Origin of the sequence: Flavobacterium sp. 9AF (genome assembly GCF_902506265.1) — a bacterium.
GTDB lineage: Bacteria > Bacteroidota > Bacteroidia > Flavobacteriales > Flavobacteriaceae > Flavobacterium.
On record NZ_LR733556.1, the window covers coordinates 591,127 to 613,635 of the forward strand.

Consider the following 22,509-nt stretch of genomic DNA (forward strand, 5'->3'; position numbering starts at 1 on the left):
TAAATTAAAAATTCTTTAATTTTTCAAAAATCGTAACACATTCTACAGCTTCTTTCACATCATGTACCCTTAAAATAGAAGTACCCTTTTGTAAAGCAATCATATGCAACGCAGTAGTTCCATTTAAAGCTTGTTCTGGTTGTGTGTCTAATAATTTATAAAGCATCGATTTTCTTGATATACCTACTAAAATAGGTAACTCTAAAAAATGAAAATAATTCAAATATTTCATAATTTCATAATTTTGATCTAGTGTTTTAGCAAACCCAAATCCAGGATCAATAATAAGATCATTAATATTCAATTGTCTCGCCTTTTCCATTCGTTCAGAAAAATAGAACATCATTTCTTTGCATATGTTTTCATAGTGTGCAAAACCTTGCATCGTTTTGGGTGTTCCTTTCATATGCATCATCACATATGGTACTTGTAAAGAAGCCACAGTTTCCAACATTTTATCATCGAGTAACCCTGCAGAGATATCGTTAATTAAACTTGCTCCATGTAAAATAGCTTGTTTAGCAACCTTGCTTCTAAAAGTATCTATAGAAAGTAATATTTCAGGAAATTTAGACAAAATTAAATCGATAACAGGCAATAATCGGTTTAATTCTTCCTCCTCAGAAACAAATTCAGCACCCGGTTTACTAGAATAAGCACCTATATCTATAAAAGTAGCCCCTTCAGTAATCATTTTTTCGACCTGATTTAAGATCGCTATTTCACTTTTATATTTTCCACCATCATAAAAAGAATCGGGTGTGGCATTCAAGATACCCATTACTTTTGGGACAGATAAATCGATTAAATTACCCTTACAATTAATAGTCATAAAAGAGTTTAGTATTTATATACTCTACTTTTCTGAAAATAGAGAGTCTTTTTTAATAAGTATGCTATTTATTACACAAAAATAGCTAATTAAAGACTTATATAAGGTTTTTATTGTATGTTTTTAACTAATATAGATTCAAAACTGGATTGGAGTTTTAATTATAAGTTAGATAAAATGAGGTTCACTAAAATATTCCTTATACCTATAATTTTAATAATATTTAAGTCTTAAAATAGCATGTGTATAAATTAAAAACTTTCCTATATTTGTACTTATATAAGCCCATTTTTAAAAGTACAAGCCATGTTAGTAAAAGTATTCGGTAGTGCCGTTTTCGGTGTCGAAGCTACCACCATTACCGTAGAGGTCAATATTGATAAAGGAATAGGCTACCACTTGGTAGGATTACCTGATTCTGCCATTAAAGAGAGTAGCTATCGTATAGCTGCCGCGCTTAAAAACAACAACTATTCGTTACCTGGAAAGAAAATTACCATCAATATGGCTCCTGCCGATTTGCGTAAGGAAGGTTCTGCCTATGATTTAACATTAGCTGTAGGCATTTTAGCCGCATCTGCTCAAATTAAAACCGATTTCATTACCAATTACATCATTATGGGTGAATTATCACTCGATGGTGGTTTGCAACCTATAAAAGGGGCTTTGTCAATTGCGATTAAGGCAAAAGAAGAAGGATTTAAAGGCGTTATTTTGCCCATACAAAATGTAAAAGAAGCAGCAGTTGTTGATGGTATTGATGTATATGGTGTTGAAAATGTTTTACAGGTCATAGATTTTTTTGATGGAAAAGATAATTTATTACCAACAGTAATTGATTGTCAAGAAGAATTTGCTAAAACATTAGATTTTCCTGAATTTGATTTTTCTGATGTTAAAGGGCAAGAAAGCATCAAAAGGTGTATGGAAATAGCGGCTGCTGGTGGTCATAATATTATTCTTATTGGTCCACCCGGATCAGGGAAAACCATGTTAGCCAAAAGACTCCCAAGCATCTTACCTCCTATGACCATGCAAGAAGCATTAGAAACAACTAAAATACATTCGGTAGCTGGAAAAGTAAAAGAAACTGGATTGCTTACACAACGGCCTTTTCGTAGTCCACACCATTCTGCAAGTTCAGTTTCACTAGTTGGAGGCGGAAGTTATCCGCAACCTGGAGAGATTTCATTAGCGCATAATGGGGTTTTGTTTTTGGATGAACTCCCAGAATTTAAAAGAGAAGTATTAGAAGTAATGCGTCAACCGTTAGAAGATAGAGAAGTGACCATTTCAAGAGCAAAATTTACCATTACTTATCCCTCATCATTTATGTTAGTAGCCAGTATGAATCCAAGTCCTGGTGGTTATTTTAATGATCCCAATGCACCAGTGTCTAGCACACCTATGGAAATGCAACGCTATTTGAGTAAAATTTCTGGTCCTTTATTAGATCGTATTGACATTCATATTGAAGTGACACCCGTTCCTTTTGAAAAATTATCCGATACACGCAAATCTGAAAGTAGTGCAATTATAAGAGAAAGAGTCACTAAAGCAAGAGAAATTCAATCTGATCGGTTTAAAGAATATAAGAACATACATTATAACGCGCAACTAAGTAGTAAATTAATTAGAGAATATTGTGCGTTAGATGAAAACTCTTTGGCATTATTAAAAACTGCAATGGAACGTTTAAATTTATCCGCTAGAGCTTATGATAGAATTTTAAAAGTTTCTAGAACAATTGCTGATTTAGATAAATCAATTGCTATTCAATCACATCATATAGCTGAAGCCATACAATATCGAAGTTTAGATAGAGAAGGTTGGTTAGGATAATATTAATTTTAGCAAAATAAAATAACTAAAAGTAATGTATTATAAATCAAAAATTACTTAAAAGGGGTTAACTAGCAGTAATTTTCACAAGCATTCTTAATGATTTTTTAAATCATTAAGCGTAAATAAGTATTGAGCAATCCTACTCAATTTTGTAAAGATTAATTGTAGTAATTTTACTTATGCTGTTTGACGTTGATGTCTTCTATGGTAAAAATCCATTACCGTAATATTTACATCTTTTAATTCAGGTGTTAAAATGCTTTTTACCCCTCTATAGTTATTGGTCAATTCTAAACCACAACATTTGCATTTGTATTCTTTGATGTAAGGTGTTATGTCTTTGGTAGTGATTAACTTATGCCCAAAAACTTTGCATCTCAAGTTTTTGATGATTAAATTACTTTTTTGTAGAGCATTCATAGTCAGAGTTTTAGTTTGATTGCTAATATAAAACAAATAATCGATTAAAGCAACAAAATAATCGATTAAATGTAAATTCATTATGACTTAAATGCTATTATTTTGTTAAATAAAAAGTCTAAAACCTTATATAATCAGTCATAGCAAGGGAAATATATTTTTTATTGCAATCAAAAAAAATTATTAAATTGTTGATTTTTAGATCATTTTTATTCGGAAAATCTAGTTTTTCTATTTTGTTTTGTTAAATTTAATTTGTTAAATTTGGTTTCATCAATTAACAAAACATTTTTATTTACATTTTATTTTCTTAAAATCATTATATATTTCTTTCATTAGTCAATTCGAAAACGATCTGGTTCTCTTTTAATATTAATTGAATATCATTTAAAGATAACATAGATTTATGTATAATTAATTTACATAAGTTATGTTCCCTTCTTATGACTTCTAATTCAGTTTTTGAACATCTCGTTGACAATTCATAATTCAACCAATATAACTGATAATCTGACAAATAACTAATATTAAATTGATAAACACTTGGCTTTGTTTCCATCTTAATCTATTTTTAAATTATATAAGTATTTCTAATTCATTTTCAATTGAATTAAATGATTAAGTTATTGTTTACAGAAAAGCTGAATTTGTCAAGCAAGATTCAGCTCTCTTTCTAACATCAGATTAATTTAATATATGAGAAAACTTATTGTATAGCGTAGCTTTTAATATCTACTTCCGATAATCTAAAATAGCCGAAAGCATAATTGTTGAAATTAGTTTGATTTACTATATTTCCTCTAACTGCAGCTGGTGTAGTTGGGAAAGGGCTATCATCATTACCTGAAGCTAATAGAATTTTATTGAAATAATCATAATATCTTTTTGAAATACCATAAAGCTTAATCTCTAAAACATCTCCTGCAACCAAATCTTTGTTAGAATAAATCATGGTTATTTCGTTTCCTTGTACATTTTCATCATTTTCAACTTGATATTGTGGAAAAGCAACTCTATTAGATTTGTGACTGTATAAATAATAATTCTGCTGATTACCGTCATCTTGATAATAACTAGTAATTTCTACTTCATCACCACCAAAGCCACCAGCATTATTTTGATTAATTTCATCTAATAAGACTGGAGAAGCAATTAACGTCTCACTTGCAATATAAACCTCTCCATTTAATAAAATTGTCAAAGTATAAGTTTCACCAATTACTGGTTGAAAATTATTACAAACATATTCACCTGTGCCTGGCGTTTCTATAAAATCAAAAACTACATTGGAAGAATTCTCTATTGTTATAATAGCACCAGAAACTATCGGGAAAGTAGTATCATAATATCCCGTTGTAGTTGATAATCTAATTTTTTGTTCATTGCCCGTACTACCTTTAACACAATCAATAGATGCATCTATTACCAAGCGTGGTTCAACGGTTTCTAAATCAACGTGAATAACTTCTTCACAAGAAGCTAAAAAAAACATTACTGTTACTGCTAAAATTTTAATTATTTTTTTCATTTGCTTAGAATTTAAAATTGTACGTTATACTTGGAATAATACCAAAAATGGACATTTTCTTAGCTTCACTTAAACCTGTGGTCATATTTTGACCAAAGTTGTAAGCTGCTGCATTGTCTCTAGCATATACATTGTAAACACTAAAAACCCATTCGCTTTGCCATCCTTTCTTTTTCTCTGGTTTTGGAATATATGTAGCCGATAAATCTAAGTGATGATAGGCTGCCAATGAATCGTCATTTCTAGTTCCATAATTTGCAACACTAATTCCTTGATATTGATATTTACCATTTGGGAAAGTTGCAGCTTTACCTGTCTGATAAGTGAAAATTCCCCCAAACGACCATTTTTTAGTAAGTTGATAAGCCCCTGTTATTGAAAGATTATGCGTTTTATCATAATTAGCACGATACCATTCACCATTATTTATACCCGGTTCAAAAGCAGTTCTACCAGGTGTTCTTTGTTCAGCTCTTGATAAGGTATAAGATAACCAACCTGTAAGTTTGCCAGTATTTTTCTTAGCCATTATTTCTAAACCGTAAGCTCTTGCTTCACCATTTAATAAAACTCTCTCAATGTTTTTGTTAGCAATCAATTCAGCTCCATCAATATAATCTGCCTTATTTTTAATTTTTTTATAGAATGTTTCTACTTCTAATGAATAATCACCATTTTTGAAGTTTCTAAAATATCCTAAAGCAACTTGATCCCCAATTTCAGGTTTTAAAAAATTATCACTTGGTGCCCAAATATCTAATGGAGAAACTGAAGCAGTGTTAGAAATTAGATGTATGTATTGACTCATTCGGTTATAACTGGCTTTAATTGATTGGTCATCATTTATAGCGTATGAAACAGCAAATCGAGGTTCTAAATTATTAAAACTTGCTATTTTTTTATTTTTACCATATTTTATTGAACCTGTTGGAGTCGCTTCTTCATAAATTTGATAATCAGTATTAAATATTACTGCCTGATTGTTTGCATATGTACTAATTTCATCTTCTCCTAAACGTTGAAAATTGCTATATCTCAAACCGTAATTTATTGATAGCTTTTCAGATAACTTATGTTCAGCACTTACATATAAAGCATTTTCAAAAGCATATTTTTTTGCTATTTGGTCAGGATTGATACTTGAAGTTTCATCAATTGGATTTATTGTTCCAGGATTAAAATTGTATTTTATAGAATTTACTCCATAACTTAAAGTTAATTTATTCGACAAGTAATGCTTGAAATCGTATTTAAAATTATAGTTTTTAACTTCCGATTTCCAATCTATCCCTACAAATCTTAATTTTAATCCATAATCATAATCACTATAAATCAATGATGCATTTGAAAATAATTTATCTGAAAATATATGATTCCATCTTAGGTTTATAAAGCTATTTCCATAGTTATTGATGAATTGATCATTAAAATTCATTTTATCATATCCTAAATAACCCGAAACAAAAACATTATCTTTATCATTGAATTTATAATTAAACTTTGTATTAATATCGTAGAAATAGGCCGAGTTTGGTTCATCTGCTAATTTTAAAAATAAATGACCATAAGTTCCTCGCCCAGCAACAACAAAAGAGCTTTTCTCTTTTACAATTGGACCTTCAATAAGTAATCTACTTGAAATCAATCCAATCCCACCACTAACATGATAATCATTACTATTTCCTTCTTTTTGATAAATATCCATCACTGAGGATATTCTACCTCCAAAATTTGCTGGAATTCCACCTTTATATAATCTTAAATCTTTTATTACATCTGAATTAAATACAGAGAAAAAACCAAATAGATGGGAAGTATTGTAAATTGTAGCTTCATCTAATAAAACTAAATTTCCATCAACTGAACCTCCTCTTACATTAAATCCTGTTGCTCCTTCTTGTGCGTTTGTAACACCTGGTAATTGCAACACTGATTTTATAACATCAACTTCACCCATAACTGCAGGCATTTTTTTAATGGTTGCAATTGATAGTTTGTTAACACTCATTTCTGCTTTTTTGATATTTGTTTTATTTACATTAGCAGTAATTACAACTTCATCAAGACTTGTGCTCTTATAAACCATACTATAGTTCTTTTGCACACTCTGATTTAATACTATTTTCTCTTCGACTGTTCCATAGCCCATGTAAGTTATAAAAATAGTATAGATACCTTTAGGAATTGTAATGGAATAAAAACCGTAATTATTAGTCGTTGTACCTGTATTAAGTTCCTTGATGTAAATGCTAACACCTAACAATGTTTCATTGTTTTCAATATCGGAAATCGTACCACTTAAAGTTACTTTTTCCTGAGCATTTGATTGTAGTAGAAAAGCAAAAAAGAATAATAAACACACCTTGACTTTGTCTTTCATATTTAACCGAATTAGATTTTGACTTATTTTTCAGCTAAACTATGTTTTTAGATATTTCAAATTATTTCTTTTATACCAAATGAATTATCTTTTATACCAAATTACCTATTTGTTATCTACATAAAAAAAGTTGAGTGATCCGTTTATTATTAAAGTTTGGTATAATAAGTTGGTTATTTTGTATAAATTAAAATTATCTTTAACACGATCCTCTAAATTTGTATTTCAAATACAAAAAACTTGATATAACTCTACTCTTTATGAATGAAAACTTTATATTTCAATTTTTAAACTTAAAAAAGTATAGGATTTACAGACATTTTTTACTCATCATCTTCTTTTGTTTAGCTCTTTTTAATAGCGAAGCTGAGTATATAGAACCTTATGAAACTTATAGTAGAATCATTTCTATTGTAATGTTTTTATTATTAGTGTATGGAAACATGTATTTTTTAGTACCGAAATTTTTATTCAAAAATCTTTATATAAAATATACTTTATCAATTGCTGCAATAATTATTATTGCCACTTTGATTCATAGGAGTAGCAGATATATTTATACTGAAGAGGTTCTTCTGAATAGTTCTCAACAAGATATAAACCTTTTTTCATTTTCATTTGTAATAATAGTGGTAATTGCAGCTTCAGCGTCTGTAAAATTATTTCAAAAATGGGTATCAAATATTCAGCTAATAAGTGAATTAAAGCAAGCTAAAACAAATGCCGAATTAGAACAATTAAAAAATCAGATAAATCCTCATTTTCTGTTTAACATGTTAAATAATGCCAATGTATTAACAAAAAAAGATCCAGATAAAGCATCGCAAGTATTAATGAAACTGAGTGACTTACTGCGTTATCAATTATATGATAGCGCTAGAAATAAAGTTTTATTAACTTCTGACATTCATTTTTTAGAAGACTTTTTAAATTTGGAAAAAGTTAGAAGGGATAATTTTGATTTTTTAATTTCAAAAGAAGGAGAATTAAATGGTATTCAAATACCTCCACTACTTTTCATTTCATTTGTAGAAAATGCTGTTAAACATAATAATGATACCTCTAAATCTTCTTTTGTAAATTTGTATTTTAATGTTCAAAATAACGAACTTTACTTTAAATGTGAAAATTCTAAGCCTTTGCTCAAAGCGGTTACAAAAACAGGTGGTTTAGGATTAACAAATATTAAAAGAAGATTGGAACTATTATATGGTTCTTCTCATCAATTAAGAATTGTAGAAAGTAATGATTTATTTCAAGTAACTTTAACTATAAAATTATGAATTGTATAATTGTAGATGATGAGCCTTTAGCAAGAGAAGCCATGCAAATGCTAATAGAACAATATGGTGAACTTAATTTAATGGGTTCATTCAATAGTGCTCTTTCGGCAAGCAAGTATATAGAATTTAACACTGTACACTTAATTTTTCTTGATATTCAAATGCCTGGGGTAAATGGAATTGAATTTGCTAGAACAATTAATAAAGAAACTTTTGTAATTTTTACGACGGCTTTTTCAGAATTTGCATTAGATAGTTATGAAGTAGATGCTATAGATTATTTAATAAAGCCTGTTAAATTTGAGCGTTTTAAAAAAGCAATTGATAAAGCTTTAACCTATTCAAAATTATTTGATTCTGAGTTAAGCAATAATGCCATTGAAAATTTTACTGAAGAATATTTTTTTGTAAAAGCAGATAGAAAAATGTTTAAAGTCTATTTTAATGATATTCAATATATTGAAGGATTAAAAGATTATGTAGTAATTCATACAGAAAGTCAAAAAATTATCACGGCTATGAATATTAAAACAATAAGTGATTATTTACCTAAAAAATTATTTGTTAGAGTAAGTAAATCATATATAATAAACTCAAAATCCATTGAATCTGTCGATAACAACACCGTTTATATAGGTAAGAATGAAATTCCGATTGGTAATGTTTACAGAGATTCTTTCTTTGAAAATTTTGTAACAAAAAGAATTGTAAGTAGATAAGAATAACTAAAAAATATTCCATTGTTTCTGTATATTTTATGAATAAATAGTTAGTGTTTAACGGAATGATTTTTCTAATATTCTTTGTTTCTTTTTTCAAATTATAAAGTAAACTTAAATCTAAAGCCAATTCATCTACTTGATTTTCCTCTAATGGTTTTTCTCTTATAAAACCTAACAGTGAAGCAGCAATACCAAACAACTCATAAGTATATTTATCATATAAATATTTTCCTAAAGCATAGTTTTTAAATGGGTCTAAAACTCAAGAAAAATAGCCATTTGGAAAACCAGCAAAAGCCATGTAAGAATCTTTCACTGGAATAATTTTTTATTATACATTTTTTATCATAATATAAAAAAGGATTTCCGTTAATTTTTTCTAATATATCTATTTCATATTGTTCAATTTGCAAGTCTTTATCACAAACGTCTGTAAAGTTGCTATTTATAATCTTCTTTTTAAAGTTTTCGATTCCAATAAAAAATTCAGTTGGAATTGAAAGATGACCAATCTGTTTCTTATTTTCAAATGTTTTATTATCAATTTCTGAAATATCATACCCTTCAATTTCGTCCAATTCATAAAACATTTCTGCATGAGAACTAGTATATTCAGCGTGATTTAAATCATCAATCGTTAGTAATATCGTTTTATTAAAATTATTTTTTTTATATTCTATATACTTGCAAGATTTCTTCAAAACTTGAATACTTTTCTATCTGATAATTTGGAAATAAACTAGGTTCAGTAAGAAATGTAACTTTGATTGGTACTTTTTTAATCAATGTTTTATTTTCAAATATAACCAAAGTTTTTAAGTTCTTGAAACTTTATAATTACTATTGAAATAACAAAAATTATTATTAGTCTTGATGCAAAAGAAAAAACACATTACTGAAAGGAATAAACAATTGCACCTGAAGTAGAAGTAAATTCTTGAGATTTAACAATTTCATCGTTTACTTGAATTTCAATTTTAACTGTCTGTATCGTATTGGTTCCATAGCCTAGCGTTAAAACATCTCCTGCATTTACCGTTTTTGTCAATGTTTTTGTATAGGGTAAGACAGGATTAGGAACATCAGTATTTCCTCCTGTTTCATTTTTATATTGGACTAAAGTAGCAGCGTTAGTTGTGGTACTAGTTACTTTATAAGTTATAGAAACTTGTTTTGGATAGGAATTTCCAGAAGAAGATGAACTATCCTCTTTACTGCAAGAAAAGAAAAATGAAACAATAACTGTAATAAGAGCCATTTTTTTTAGTGTTTTCATATAAAGATTTTATTTTGTTTTTACGAATTAAAAAATGTAATGATTAGAATTACTTTCTGGTTTCAAAAATATTTACAACCTAACTAGAATACAATACTTTACAATAGGTAATATTAACTACCTGATTTCAGGTAAAATCAAATAAGAATTCAATTAACAAATTCATTTTTATATTTTTATACTCTAAATAATTGGTATGAGAAAGATATTTTATTTTATACTAGCGAATGCTTTTATTATTTCAATTAATGCGCAGAGATTTAATACTCTAAATGATGATAAGCATTTTATAGATAGTTTAACAATTTTAATACAATCTTCATCGGTTGATAGTATAAAATGTTTAAATAGCTTTAAACTAGCTGATTTGTATAGAAGGAATGGAGATATCCAGCATTTTTATGAATATTTGAAAATAGGCAAAAAAAATATTTCCAAAAGTCAATACTTAAAAGCATCATCACAATATTATTTTTCACTGAAATATTTAGTTAATGGAGATGTTAAGTCATATAAAAATAGTATTATTTCTACTCTACAAAAAATCAAGAAATTTAAGATAAAAGAAAGTTATGAATTACAAGTAATAATTTTGCAAAATCTTTCCATAATTAATAGGATGGAAGATAATGAAAAGGAATCGTTAAGAATTCTTGTTGAAGATGCAATTCCAATCGCATATAAATCGCAAAATGATGAATTAATTGGAGAAGTTGAAAAACATATTGGTATAGCCCTAATGAATAATGAAGAACGAAGTAAAGCAGATGAATATTTTAAGAAAGCGAATAAAAATTTTTCTAACGTAACAAAAAAATCTCCAGTTTTTAAAGAATCTACAATTGAGTTAAATTCAATTGCTGCAGAGAATTGTTTTTATATGAAAAAAATAAAAGAAGGAAAACAATATCTTGATAAAGCACAATCAATTCTAAAAAAATATCCTACATCAAATCTTAATAATTTATACTATTATTCAGAAGGTCTATTATATTTTATACAAAATGACTATCCAAAAGCATTATTAAGTTATAACATGGGAATTAAAAACTCTATTAATACAAATGATTTTCAATCACTTAATAGATTAAAATTTGTTAAATACCAAACTCTTTTTGAACTTAAACGATATAAAGATGCATTTTTTATTATCTTTAGTATTAAAATAGAGTATAAAAGTAAATAAATAGATGAAAAAAGGTAAAAATAATATCGATACAGGTAAATTATTGAAGGATTTTATCTCAAAAAATAAGATTAATAAGTCGGCATTAGGAAAAGAAATCCATAGAGACGCAGTTTCTATTTTAAAATATACCCAAAACAGTAGTATTCAAACAGGTATTTTAATTGAATTATGCCATGCTTTACAACATAATTTTTTTCAGGATATAGCGAATCAATTACCCACCACTTTTACAGTCAAAGAACATAAAAAAGAAGAAATCGAAGCTTTAAAAGAAACCATAAAAGTATTGCAAATTCAAAACGATTTATTAATGAAGTTGAAAGCTTAAAAGAAAAAATATCCAAAATAATAAGCTTCTTTAGATTTTCAAATTTCGACTTTCGACTTTCGACTTTTGACTTTTGACTTTTGACTTTCAACTTTTCTTTTCGTACTTTAGCGAACCAATAAAAAAACAACAACAAAACACCCATGGATTTACAGTTCAATAAAAACGAAGACCATAATAAATTACTCCTTTCCGATTTAAAACAACGCTTTGCCAAAGTAAAATTAGGCGGTGGCCAAAAACGTATCGATAAATTACATGAAGAAGGTAAAATGACCGCTCGTGAACGTATCGATTATTTATTAGATGATAAAGCAAAAAGCATCGAAATAGGTGCTTTTGTAGGTGATGGTATGTATGAAGAACATGGGGGTTGTCCTTCTGGTGGTGTGGTGGTTAAAATAGGTTATATCCAAGGAAAACAATGCATCGTGGTGGCAAATGATGCCACTGTTAAAGCGGGTGCTTGGTTCCCAATAACTGGTAAAAAGAATTTAAGAGCGCAAGAAATTGCCATTGAAAATAGATTACCCATCATTTATTTAGTAGATTCTGCTGGGGTGTATTTACCCATGCAAGACGAAATCTTTCCAGATAAAGAACACTTCGGTCGTATTTTTCGTAATAACGCTATCATGAGCAGTATGGGAATTACGCAAATCGCTGCTGTAATGGGAAGTTGCGTGGCAGGTGGTGCCTATTTACCTATCATGAGTGATGAAGCTTTAATTGTAGATAAAACAGGTAGTATTTTCCTTGCGGGAAGTTACTTAGTAAAAGCAGCCATTGGAGAAAGCATAGACAATGAAACTTTAGGTGGTGCCACTACACACTGTGAAATTTCGGGTGTGACCGATTTTAAAGCGAAAGACGATGCTGCTGCTTTAGACCGAATTAAAAGTGTGGTAGGCAAAATGGGCGATTTTGAAAAAGCAGGTTTCAATCGTATAAAACCTGAAAAACCAGCTCTTGATCCTAAGGAAATATATGGTATTTTACCCAAAGCACGTAACGAACAATACGATATGATGGAAATCATCAATCGTTTAGTAGATAATTCTGAGTTTGATGAATACAAAGCCGGTTACGGCCAAACTATCATTACTGGTTATGCTCGTATCGACGGTTGGGCTGTAGGTATTGTGGCTAACCAACGTAAAATAGTAAAAACCACTGGTGCGAAAACAAAACCAAGTGAGATGCAGTTTGGTGGCGTAATCTATTCCGATTCTGCTGATAAAGCCACTCGTTTTATTGCCAATTGCAATCAAAAGAAAATTCCTTTAGTCTTTTTACAAGATGTAACGGGTTTTATGGTAGGAAGTAAATCAGAACATGGTGGTATTATTAAAGATGGTGCCAAAATGGTAAATGCAGTTTCGAATTCGGTGGTACCCAAATTTACAGTGGTCGTTGGTAATTCATATGGTGCTGGTAATTACGCCATGTGCGGAAAAGCTTATGATCCACGTTTAATTTTTGCATGGCCAAGTGCTGAACTAGCGGTAATGGGTGGTGCTCAAGCTGCCAAAGTGTTGCTGCAAATTGAAGCCGCTTCCCTTAAAAAACAAGGTAAAATTGTAGATGAAAAAGTGGAACAAGAATTATTTGATAAAATTAAAGCGCGTTACGATGCTCAAGTATCGCCTTATTATGCAGCCGCGCGTTTATGGACCGATGCCATTATTGATCCTTTAGACACTCGTACCTGGATTTCCATGGGTATTGAAGCAGCCAACCACGCTCCTATTGAAAAACCGTTTAATTTAGGGGTGATTCAGGTTTAAATTATAATTTTGTCATCCCGAACTTGATTCGGGATCTTTTTAAGATGCTGAAACAAGTTCAGCATGACAACTCAAATATATGCTATTTAATAAATTTCAACCTTTCAAAACTAATATTTCTGGTATTTCTTTACCAGCAAAATTTACGTTTCCTTTTTATTACGAACCGCATGAATTGAGTATTCTAGCTGCAAAAGAGTTGCAAGAATATTTAACTTCTCAAACTGATTTTGAACATAATTTTGGATTACAAGAGGACCAAACGGGTTTAGTCATTGGAAAAATGTTTGGGGTTTTGGTCTGTCAAGATAAAGCAGGAAATTTAGGGTATTTATGGGCTTTTTCAGGAAAATTGGCCGAAAATAATCATCTCAACTATTTTGTACCACCTGTTTTTGACATGCTACAACAAGATGGTTTTTTCAAAAAAGAAGAAGAAGTTTTAAATGCTATCAATCGAGAAATTGAAAGTTTAAAAAAAGACAACAACTATCTTTTCGCTAAGGAACATTGGGCTACGACCCAAAAAAAAGCAACTGAGGATCTTCAAAATCAAAAAGAAAGAATCAAGGATTTAAAAATGGCTAGAGATATAAAGAGACAAAATTTTGCTACAAACGCTACTCCAACTGAAATTGAAGCATTTGAGCATGAACTTTCTGAAGAAAGCAAAAAAGAAAGTATTTTACTCAAAAAAATGACCAAATACTGGAATTATCAGTTAGAAGATGCTAAAAAGGAAATGCAAGTTTTTTCAGATAAAATTACAGAATTGAAAGAGCTTCGTAAACAAAAATCGGGTGAATTACAACAGCAATTATTTGATCAATATGCCTTTCTAAATCAAAACAAAAAACTAAAAAGTATTGGTGCAATATTCGATAATAATCCGCCAGCAGGTTCAGGGGAATGTGCGGCTCCAAAATTATTACAATATGCTTTTGAAAATGATTTAACGCCTATCGCTATGGCTGAATTTTGGTGGGGTCAATCTCCAAAATCGGAAGTACGCAAACACCAACAGTTTTATCCTGCTTGTAGAAGCAAATGCGAACCTATTTTGGAACATATGCTAGAAGGCATTGTTATGGATGACAACCCTTTTTTAGAAAATCCTGCCGAAGGAAAAGAGATAGAAGTCGTTTTTGAGGATACGTATTTAGCAGTAATCAATAAACCCGCTGAATTTCTTTCAGTTCCTGGAAAAAATGTAAAAGATTCGGTATACCAAAGAGTAAAAGAGTTATATCCAGAAGCTACTGGTCCTTTAATTGTGCATCGTTTAGATATGTCTACTTCTGGCTTACTTTTAATTGCGAAATCAGAAGCCGTCTATAAAGAATTACAATCGCAATTTATCAAACGTACGGTTCAAAAAAGATATGTCGCACTTTTGGATGGTATTGTAGCTACCGATGAAGGGTATATTGATTTGCCGCTACGTGTAGATTTAGACAATAGACCCAATCAATTGGTGTGTTATGAGCATGGAAAACCCGCGCAAACCAAATACAAAGTTATCGAACGAAAAGAAGGAAAAACGCGCATTCACTTCTTCCCTATTTCTGGACGTACCCATCAATTACGGGTACATGCTTCACATCGTTTAGGGTTAAATTGTCCTATCATTGGCGATGATTTATATGGTACTAAATCCAACAGATTGCATTTACACGCAGAAGAAATAACATTTTGGCATCCTATTTTAAAAGAAAATATTACTATTTTTGAAGAAGCAGAATTTTAATTACACTGCTACTTACACTACAACCTATCAAGAAAAAATGAAAAATCTACTTATCATAAGCTTATTTTTATTGGTTTACCAAAACACCACAGCACAAAACTTTACTCGCAGAGACTCTTTGCATGGAGGACTCCGTTTTGAAAGAAATTGCTTTGATGTGCAACGCTATGATTTGAATATTAAAATAAACCCAGACGAAAAAAGTATAGTGGGCTATAACGACATTACTTTTAAAGTAGTGGAATCTACTAAGAAAATACAATTGGATTTATTTGATAACATGAAAGTGGATTCTATTGTATGGAATAATAAAAAACTAACTTACAAAAGAGATTATGATGCTGTTTTTGTAAGTTTCCCCAATGAATTAACAAAAAACACCACTGAAAAAGTACGTTTTTACTATTCTGGAAATCCTAAAATCGCTAAAAATGCTCCTTGGGATGGCGGATTTGTATTTAAGAAAGACAGTAATGACAAACCGTTTATTGCAGTGGCTGTACAAGGTACTGGTGCTAGTTTATGGTATCCTGTAAAAGATTCACAAACAGACGAACCCGATTTAGGTGCTTCTATTAAAGTGGCTGTACCCAATGGTTTAATGAACGTATCCAATGGTCGTTTTATCAAAAAAGAAGCGGTTGGAAATGATTATACTCGTTGGGATTGGGAAGTTAAAAACCCAATCAACAACTACACCATTACCGTTAATATTGCCGATTATATTCACATTCATGATGAAATTGAAAACTTAGACTTAGACTACTATGTTTTAAGAGAAAATAAAGACAAAGCCATCGCTCATTTTGATGCAGATGTTAAACCAATGATGGCTTGTTTTCAGGAAAAATTTGGACAATATCCCTTTTGGGAAGATGGTTATAAATTAGTAGAAACGCCTTATTTAGGTATGGAACACCAAAGTGCTGTCGCGTATGGTAATAAATACAAAAAGGGATATTTGGGTAGAGACTTGTCTGGAACAGGTGAAGGAATGAATTTTGATTTTATTATTATTCATGAAACTGGTCATGAATGGTTTGGAAATAGTGTGACCAGTAAAGACATTGCCGACATGTGGATACATGAAGGTTTTACAACTTATAGCGAGACTGTTTTTATTGAATGTCAAAAAGGCTATGAAGCCGCAATGAAATACATTAATGGTCAATCTAAGAATGTACAAAATGACAAACCTATTATTGGTCAGTTTGGCGTAAATAATGAAGGAAGTGGAGACATGTACTATAAAGGAGCTTTACTTCTAAATACTTTACGTCATGTGGTAGATAATGATAACAAATGGTGGTCTATTTTATTAAAATATTCTAACACTTTTAAAAAGAAGATTATAGACACAAAAACCGTAATCGATTTCTTCAATAAAGAAACAGGTCGAAATTTAACTCCAATTTTCAATCAATATTTAAATTATACTACTATTCCTAAATTAGAAATTAAAGGGTATAAAAAACAATTTCAATACCGTTGGGTAACAGAAGAACTCCATTTTGTTATGCCTGTAGATATAATGATAGGTGATAAAAAAGTGCGTTTAAATGCAACCAATGAATGGCAAAAAGCAGGAGAATTTATCAAAGACTATAGTGACATCAAAGTATTAAAAAACCATTTTTTTATTACTACAAATGCAAACTAATAAACTAATTCTGCTTTATCATTTTTAAGGTTTCTATTCGGTTGAGTTTTCCTGTTTCTGTTGTTACAAATTTTGGAATAAAATAAATCGCTTTGGGTTTTTCAAATTTGTTTAAGTTATCAAAAACAGTATCAGGAATACTTTTCTCTTTAGATTCAATCACCAATATTACTTTCTGGCCAAGTTTTTCATCAGACTCACTGGCAATAAAAAAGCGTTCCTTAATAAAACTTTGCAATTTGATTTCAATTTGCTCAGGAAATAATTTTATACCACCACTATTTATTACACTATCAAAACGACCTAACCATATAAACTCTTTTTCATTTACAAGGGTAACAATATCATTTGTAACAATTGGATCAGCTAAAATTTTAGGTGCTTGAATAACTAAACAATCTCTATCGTCTTTAGAAATTGAAATATTAGGTAAGGTTTTAAATGTTTCGGTTCCTATTTTCCTAGCCGCTACATGAGTTATCGTTTCTGTCATTCCATAGGTTTCAAAAGCATTTATTTTTTTCTTTTTTAACTTTTCAGCTAAGGCTTTAGAAACAGGTGCGCCTCCAATAATTATCTTTTTTATATGTCTTAATTTTTCCAAAGAATTTTCCACTTGCAAAGGAACCATAGCAGCAAAATCATACACTTTATCATTATTCAATAAAGGATTGCCATCTACAGTAGTAATATCTAATTCTAAACCAAGTATTAAGGCTCTTACTAACATCATTTTCCCAGCTATATATTTAGCTGACAAACACAATAATGCTGTGTCTCCTGGATCTAAATTAAAAAAATCTCCTGTGGCAAGAGCGGATTGAATCATGGCTCTTTTTTCTAAACGAATAATTTTTGGCACACCAGTAGTTCCAGAAGTTTCTACTTCAATATAGGAATTATCATCTAACCATTCTAATAAAAAACTACCAATATGTTTTTCATAGTCTTCTCCTTCTTTTATAAAACTATACACTACACGACATAAATCTTCATAATTTAAATGATAGCCATTTAATTTAAATCGATTATGCACATTCTTGTGTGTTATTTGATCCAATAATAAAGTATTTTCCATCTTACAGTTCATTTAAATCTATAGTACCTGTTAACTTCTCTTTCCAGTTAGTCCATTTGTAGACTTTAGAAAATAGGAATAATAAAATGGGGAATATAACAAAGATAGGCAAGATTATTTCAAAAGAACCAGAAGGTTCAGAAATATCTTTAAAAATAGAATGCGTTTGAAAAGCAGTCCAATCTGCCGTGACTAACAAAGCTCCAATTAGATTATTTGCAGCATGAAAACCTAAAGCCAACTCTAGACCTTCATCCATAATTGTCATAATTCCAAGAAAAAGACCTGTACCAATATAATATATCATGATGATAGGACCTATTTTTCCTACTTCAGGATTCGCAATATGCATCAACCCAAATAAAACAGCTGGAATTAATAAAGAAATCAATCGGTTTTTAGTTACCACAGCTAAACCTTGCATTAAATTGCCTCTAAAAAGATACTCTTCAAAACTGGTTTGTAAAGGAATTAAAATAAGAGCCAAAACCAAAAAAACAAAAAACTTCTCTGGTTTAAAATTGAATACAAAATTTTCTGGCTGGGCATAATAAGCCACAAAAGTTAGTATTACTGTAATAGTTGTCCAAAGAAAAAAAGAAAACAATATACGTTTAAAATCGACTTTATTTCGAGAAGTCGTTAAACTAGTAATCGATTGTCTTTGCACAATCTTTACCCAAAACCATACAACAAAAAGACCAATAGATAATGGCGAAATCATTAAAATAAATGTTCCGTTTACGCCTATTTGTGATATAGTTTGACGAATGACATCATTGGTATCCACTCCCATACTAAATAGATAATTTATTACCATCAATCCCAATAAACCCATGGGTAAAATAAAATACAATATGGGATGTGCTTTAAACTTTTTAACTTGCGCTAGAAACATATTACTTTCTTTGTTATTATTGGGTTAAAGTTACATATTTTGTAACAAAATATAATATCATTTTCTTTGTAGAAAAAAATACAATCATGATTACAATTTATCACAACCCAAGATGTACCAAATCTAGAGAAGGTTTATGCGAAATTGAAACGTTAAATGAACCCTTCCAAATTAGAAAATATTTAGAGGAACCGTTTACAAAAGAAGAACTAATTAGTGTAATTAATAAATTAGGAATTACACCTCTTGAATTAGTAAGAACCAAGGAAAATATTTGGATAGAAAACTACAAAGGTAAAAACCTAACAGACAACGAAATAATTGATGCATTACTTTTACATCCTAAACTGATTGAAAGACCCATAGTGGTTAAAAATAACAAAGCGGTAATTGCAAGACCTAAAGAAGTCATTAACAAAATCCTATGAAATATTTAACAAACAATTGGGAAATGTAGGTTAAACCTAAGTATAAATTTGCTGTCTTATATGGAAATTAATTAATTCAATCATGTTTAAAAGACTACATTTTTTCTCCTTACTACTAGTAACCACCCTGGTTTTTTCCCAAAAACCAGATGTAAAAAAAATTACAATTTCTGGAAAAATTTTTGAAAAAGGTACCTCATTACCTTTAGAATACGCAACGGTTGTTTTTCAAGATGTAAATAATCCAGAAAAACTAAATGGCGGTGTAACCGATTTAAATGGTAATTTTTCTTTTGAAGTACAAGCAGGTACCTATAATGTTCGTTTTGAATACATCTCATTCAAAACCATCGAATTTAAAAATAAAACATACAATACAAATACCGATTTTGGTACCCTATATTTAGAAGCAGATATCGCACAATTAAAAAGTGTAGAAGTTGTTGCGGAACGTTCCACTGTAGAAATAAAGTTAGATAAAAAAGTGTACAACGTGGGCAAAGACATGATTGTAAAAGGAGGAACGGTAAGCGATGTTTTAGACAACGTTCCTTCAGTTACCGTAGATACAGAAGGAAATGTTGCTTTAAGAGGAAATGAAAACGTGCGTATTTTAATTGATGGAAAACCATCTGGTTTAGCAGGTATCAATATTGCAGATGCTTTAAAACTCTTACCTGCAGATGCTGTTGAAAAAGTAGAAGTAATCACAAATCCATCGGCTCGATATGATGCAGAAGGTGGAGGTGGAATAATAAATATTGTTTTACGAAAAGGAAAAGCTCAAGGATTAAACGGTTCTTTTGTTGTTTCTGCAGGTGATCCAGAAAGTTATAGTGCTAATTCTAGTTTAAACTTTAGAAGTGAAAAATTTAACCTATTTTCAAATATAGGTTACAATTATAGAACCAGTTTAGGTAATTCGTTAACAGATGCTCATTATTTAAGTCCTTCTGCAAATCCAAATAGTATTTTTATCGATGAAAGAAGAACAAATGAACGCTTAAATAAAGGATATAATTCTAATTTTGGTATCGAATTATTTTTGGACAAAACGGCTACATGGACAAACTCGCTAACTATTCAAAATAGCCGAGGTGAAAATCCTGAAGAGGTATTCTTTTATAATTATGACACCAATAGAAACGCAACCTTTACTAGAAATCGTTTTAATGATGAAAGAAGTAAAGATTTGACCTTTGAATATGCAACTAATTTCACTAAAAACTTTAAAAAAGAAGATCATAAATTAACCATCGATATGGCTTTCTCTCAAAATAGAGAAAAAGAAAATTCAATTATTTATGATCAAATTATAGACAACCCAACCAGCTTATTTGTTGAAAGGACATTAAACCCTCAAGATCAAAAAAGAAATCTTTTTCAAACCGATTATGTTTTACCTCTAGGGAAAAATGCTCGTTTTGAAGCAGGTTACAGAGGTAGTTTTCAGAAAAACCTAACCGATTTTGAGATTGATTCTCTAGGTGTTTCTGGTAACTGGATTAGAAATGAAAGATATTCTAATTTATTAGAATACAAAGAAAACATCAATGCTTTTTATGTACAATATGGTTCCAAAATAAATAAATTATCTTATTTCCTTGGACTACGATTTGAAGACAGCAATATTGAAGTAAATTCGATATCGGCAAATGATTACAATACAAAAAAATACAACAACTTCTTCCCTACTGCTACTTTCAATTATGAATTTTCAGAAAGCAGCAACGTAAGTTTAAGCTATAGTAGAAGAATCAACAGACCAAGAGGTCGCTTTTTAAATCCTTTTTCAAGTTACTCTAGTAAAATTAATATTTTTAGAGGAAATCCAGATATTAACCCAGCTTATACAAATTCAATTGATCTTGGTTACTTAAAAAGATGGAACAAGTTAACTTTTAACACCTCAGCTTATGTTAATTTAACCGATGATTCTTTCCAATTTATAAGAAGAGAATCGGGAGTATTTGTAGATGGTGTACCTGTTATCGAATCGACTCCTATTAACTTAGCTACAGAAATTAGAGCCGGATTTGAATTTAATATTAATTATTCTCCTTACAAATGGTGGAAAATAAATACCAATTTTAATTTATTTAGAAACGAAACCAAAGGAGATTATACTTATACCAATTATTTAGATGAAGTGATAGTTCAAAATTTTGATAATACAGCTACAAGTTGGTTTTCAAGAATTTCTTCTAAAATTACCTTACCTTATAAAATAGATTGGCAGGCCAATGCAACTTATATGGCACCCCAAAATAATGCACAAGGAAAAACCAAATCGATGACTGGAGTAAACTTAGCATTTAGTAAAGATGTTTTAAAAGACAAAGGAACAGTTGCTTTAAATGTGAGTGATTTGTTTAATTCGAGAAAAAGACGTTCCGAAACTAATTTAGAAAGTGTAAGCAGTTATTCTGAATTTCAATGGAGACAAAGACAAATTACTCTTTCTTTCACTTACCGATTCAACAAAAAGAAAAATGAAAGAGACAATCAAAGAAGACAAGATGATGGTGGTGGAGATGAATTTATGGGATAAATAAAAAACAATGCAGTTCTTTTAAAAGTAAATCACACAGGTTGAGATACTTAAAAAAAGAACTGCATTTCTTTTATTATTTTTTCTTTTTTTGATTTGCAAATTAATTTAATATAGCTATATTTGCACCCTCAAATAGGCCTCGTGGCGCAACTGAATAGCGCATCTGATTACGGCTCAGAAGGTTACAGGTTTGAATCCTGTCGAGGTCACAAATAAAAACCCTTAACTCTTGAATATCAAGATTTAAGGGTTTTTTAATTTTTAGTTTAACCGACATTTAGCCGTTAATTATTCAACTTTGTTTTTTAAAGCCAAATACGCTTTCAATAGCCTTGTGCCCTATTCTACACAAATTATCTTATAACAAGTAAATAAAAAAGATTTTTTACCCATTACGGAAAACCGTAAAACCGGTTGAGAAAGATTATTTACTTTTCCCAAGAATTTATTCGACTACTATTTATAACCTTGTACGTATAAATACGTACTAAAAACAGTACAAAATACGTATTTATACGTATAGGAATTTTAAAAGTGATAGGGTAAATTTGGAG

General features: G+C 30.0%; 19 protein-coding genes and 1 tRNA gene. 11 read left to right on the forward strand and 9 right to left on the reverse strand.

The genetic code is table 11. The features are described from left to right. Positions 1–4 precede the first annotated feature (4 nt). Positions 5–832, reverse strand: coding sequence for a dihydropteroate synthase (gene folP, locus HALO113_RS02845; protein WP_159777582.1), 828 nt, complete (start codon positions 830–832; stop codon positions 5–7). A gap of 306 nt (positions 833–1,138) precedes the next feature. On the opposite strand from folP, the gene HALO113_RS02850 reads away from it, so the two are divergent. Continuing rightward, positions 1,139–2,674 (forward strand): YifB family Mg chelatase-like AAA ATPase, encoded by a 1,536-nt coding sequence (locus tag HALO113_RS02850; protein WP_159777583.1) that lies wholly within the window; start codon positions 1,139–1,141, stop codon positions 2,672–2,674. A gap of 180 nt (positions 2,675–2,854) precedes the next feature. Here HALO113_RS02850 and HALO113_RS02855 read toward each other — a convergent pair whose 3' ends face one another. From HALO113_RS02855 to HALO113_RS02870, 4 genes are all read right to left on the reverse strand, one after another. Then, a complete protein-coding gene (locus HALO113_RS02855) occupies positions 2,855–3,097 on the reverse strand; it encodes a hypothetical protein (protein WP_159777584.1) in 243 nt (80 codons plus the stop codon). 319 nt (positions 3,098–3,416) lie between these two features. Beyond that, positions 3,417–3,656, reverse strand: a complete 240-nt coding sequence (locus HALO113_RS02860) for a hypothetical protein (protein ID WP_159777585.1) — start codon at positions 3,654–3,656, stop codon at positions 3,417–3,419. Between the two features lie 147 nt (positions 3,657–3,803). Continuing rightward, a complete protein-coding gene (locus HALO113_RS02865) occupies positions 3,804–4,625 on the reverse strand; it encodes a DUF4249 domain-containing protein (RefSeq protein ID WP_159777586.1) in 822 nt (273 codons plus the stop codon). A 4-nt stretch (positions 4,626–4,629) separates the two neighbouring features. After that, positions 4,630–7,005 carry a TonB-dependent receptor gene (locus HALO113_RS02870; RefSeq protein ID WP_159777587.1) on the reverse strand — a complete coding sequence of 792 codons (2,376 nt, stop codon included), beginning with the start codon at positions 7,003–7,005 and terminating at the stop codon, positions 4,630–4,632. A 260-nt stretch (positions 7,006–7,265) separates the two neighbouring features. Here HALO113_RS02870 and HALO113_RS02875 point away from each other — a divergent pair, with 260 nt between their 5' ends. Together HALO113_RS02875 and HALO113_RS02880 are read left to right on the forward strand one after the other, a co-directional pair. Next, complete coding sequence (locus tag HALO113_RS02875; RefSeq protein ID WP_159777588.1) at positions 7,266–8,288, forward strand: sensor histidine kinase; 1,023 nt, start codon at positions 7,266–7,268, stop codon at positions 8,286–8,288. Then, on the forward strand, positions 8,285–9,007 hold the full coding sequence (locus HALO113_RS02880) for a LytTR family DNA-binding domain-containing protein (protein ID WP_159777589.1): 723 nt from the start codon (positions 8,285–8,287) through the stop codon (positions 9,005–9,007). The genes HALO113_RS02875 and HALO113_RS02880 overlap by 4 nt, the downstream gene beginning before the upstream one ends. Positions 9,008–9,255: 248 nt before the next feature. Here the strand turns inward: HALO113_RS02880 and HALO113_RS02885 are convergent, their stop codons facing one another. Together HALO113_RS02885 and HALO113_RS02890 are read right to left on the reverse strand one after the other, a co-directional pair. Beyond that, positions 9,256–9,711 (reverse strand): hypothetical protein, encoded by a 456-nt coding sequence (locus HALO113_RS02885; protein ID WP_159777590.1) that lies wholly within the window; start codon positions 9,709–9,711, stop codon positions 9,256–9,258. A gap of 191 nt (positions 9,712–9,902) precedes the next feature. Continuing rightward, entirely contained in the window at positions 9,903–10,286 is a 384-nt protein-coding gene (locus HALO113_RS02890; RefSeq protein WP_159777591.1) for a hypothetical protein, read from the reverse strand. A gap of 196 nt (positions 10,287–10,482) precedes the next feature. Between HALO113_RS02890 and HALO113_RS02895 the strand changes: the two genes are divergently transcribed. The 5 genes from HALO113_RS02895 to HALO113_RS02915 all read left to right on the forward strand — a co-directional run bounded on the left by HALO113_RS02895 (position 10,483) and on the right by HALO113_RS02915 (position 16,997). Then, a complete protein-coding gene (locus tag HALO113_RS02895; RefSeq protein ID WP_159777592.1) occupies positions 10,483–11,472 on the forward strand; it encodes a hypothetical protein in 990 nt (329 codons plus the stop codon). A 4-nt stretch (positions 11,473–11,476) separates the two neighbouring features. Further along, entirely contained in the window at positions 11,477–11,803 is a 327-nt protein-coding gene (locus HALO113_RS02900) for a hypothetical protein (RefSeq protein ID WP_159777593.1), read from the forward strand. A 143-nt stretch (positions 11,804–11,946) separates the two neighbouring features. After that, positions 11,947–13,590 carry an acyl-CoA carboxylase subunit beta gene (locus HALO113_RS02905; protein WP_159777594.1) on the forward strand — a complete coding sequence of 548 codons (1,644 nt, stop codon included), beginning with the start codon at positions 11,947–11,949 and terminating at the stop codon, positions 13,588–13,590. Between the two features lie 79 nt (positions 13,591–13,669). Then, positions 13,670–15,337, forward strand: coding sequence for a pseudouridine synthase (locus HALO113_RS02910; RefSeq protein ID WP_159777595.1), 1,668 nt, complete (start codon positions 13,670–13,672; stop codon positions 15,335–15,337). 37 nt (positions 15,338–15,374) lie between these two features. Beyond that, on the forward strand, positions 15,375–16,997 hold the full coding sequence (locus HALO113_RS02915; protein ID WP_159779544.1) for a M1 family metallopeptidase: 1,623 nt from the start codon (positions 15,375–15,377) through the stop codon (positions 16,995–16,997). A gap of 4 nt (positions 16,998–17,001) precedes the next feature. Here HALO113_RS02915 and HALO113_RS02920 read toward each other — a convergent pair whose 3' ends face one another. Continuing rightward, positions 17,002–18,075: an AMP-binding protein gene (locus HALO113_RS02920; RefSeq protein ID WP_236554582.1), complete on the reverse strand. Its 1,074-nt coding sequence runs from the start codon at positions 18,073–18,075 to the stop codon at positions 17,002–17,004. Position 18,076: 1 nt separating this feature from the next. Beyond that, the gene (locus HALO113_RS02925) at positions 18,077–18,973 is read right to left on the reverse strand and encodes a CPBP family intramembrane glutamic endopeptidase (protein ID WP_159777596.1); all 897 of its coding nucleotides are present in this window, start codon (positions 18,971–18,973) and stop codon (positions 18,077–18,079) included. 86 nt (positions 18,974–19,059) lie between these two features. Between HALO113_RS02925 and arsC the strand changes: the two genes are divergently transcribed. From arsC to HALO113_RS02940, 3 genes are all read left to right on the forward strand, one after another. Beyond that, entirely contained in the window at positions 19,060–19,401 is a 342-nt protein-coding gene (gene arsC, locus HALO113_RS02930; RefSeq protein ID WP_159777597.1) for an arsenate reductase (glutaredoxin), read from the forward strand. Between the two features lie 82 nt (positions 19,402–19,483). After that, positions 19,484–21,952 carry a TonB-dependent receptor domain-containing protein gene (locus HALO113_RS02935; protein ID WP_159777598.1) on the forward strand — a complete coding sequence of 823 codons (2,469 nt, stop codon included), beginning with the start codon at positions 19,484–19,486 and terminating at the stop codon, positions 21,950–21,952. A gap of 138 nt (positions 21,953–22,090) precedes the next feature. After that, positions 22,091–22,164 (forward strand) — tRNA-Arg (locus tag HALO113_RS02940). Positions 22,165–22,509 lie beyond the last annotated feature (345 nt).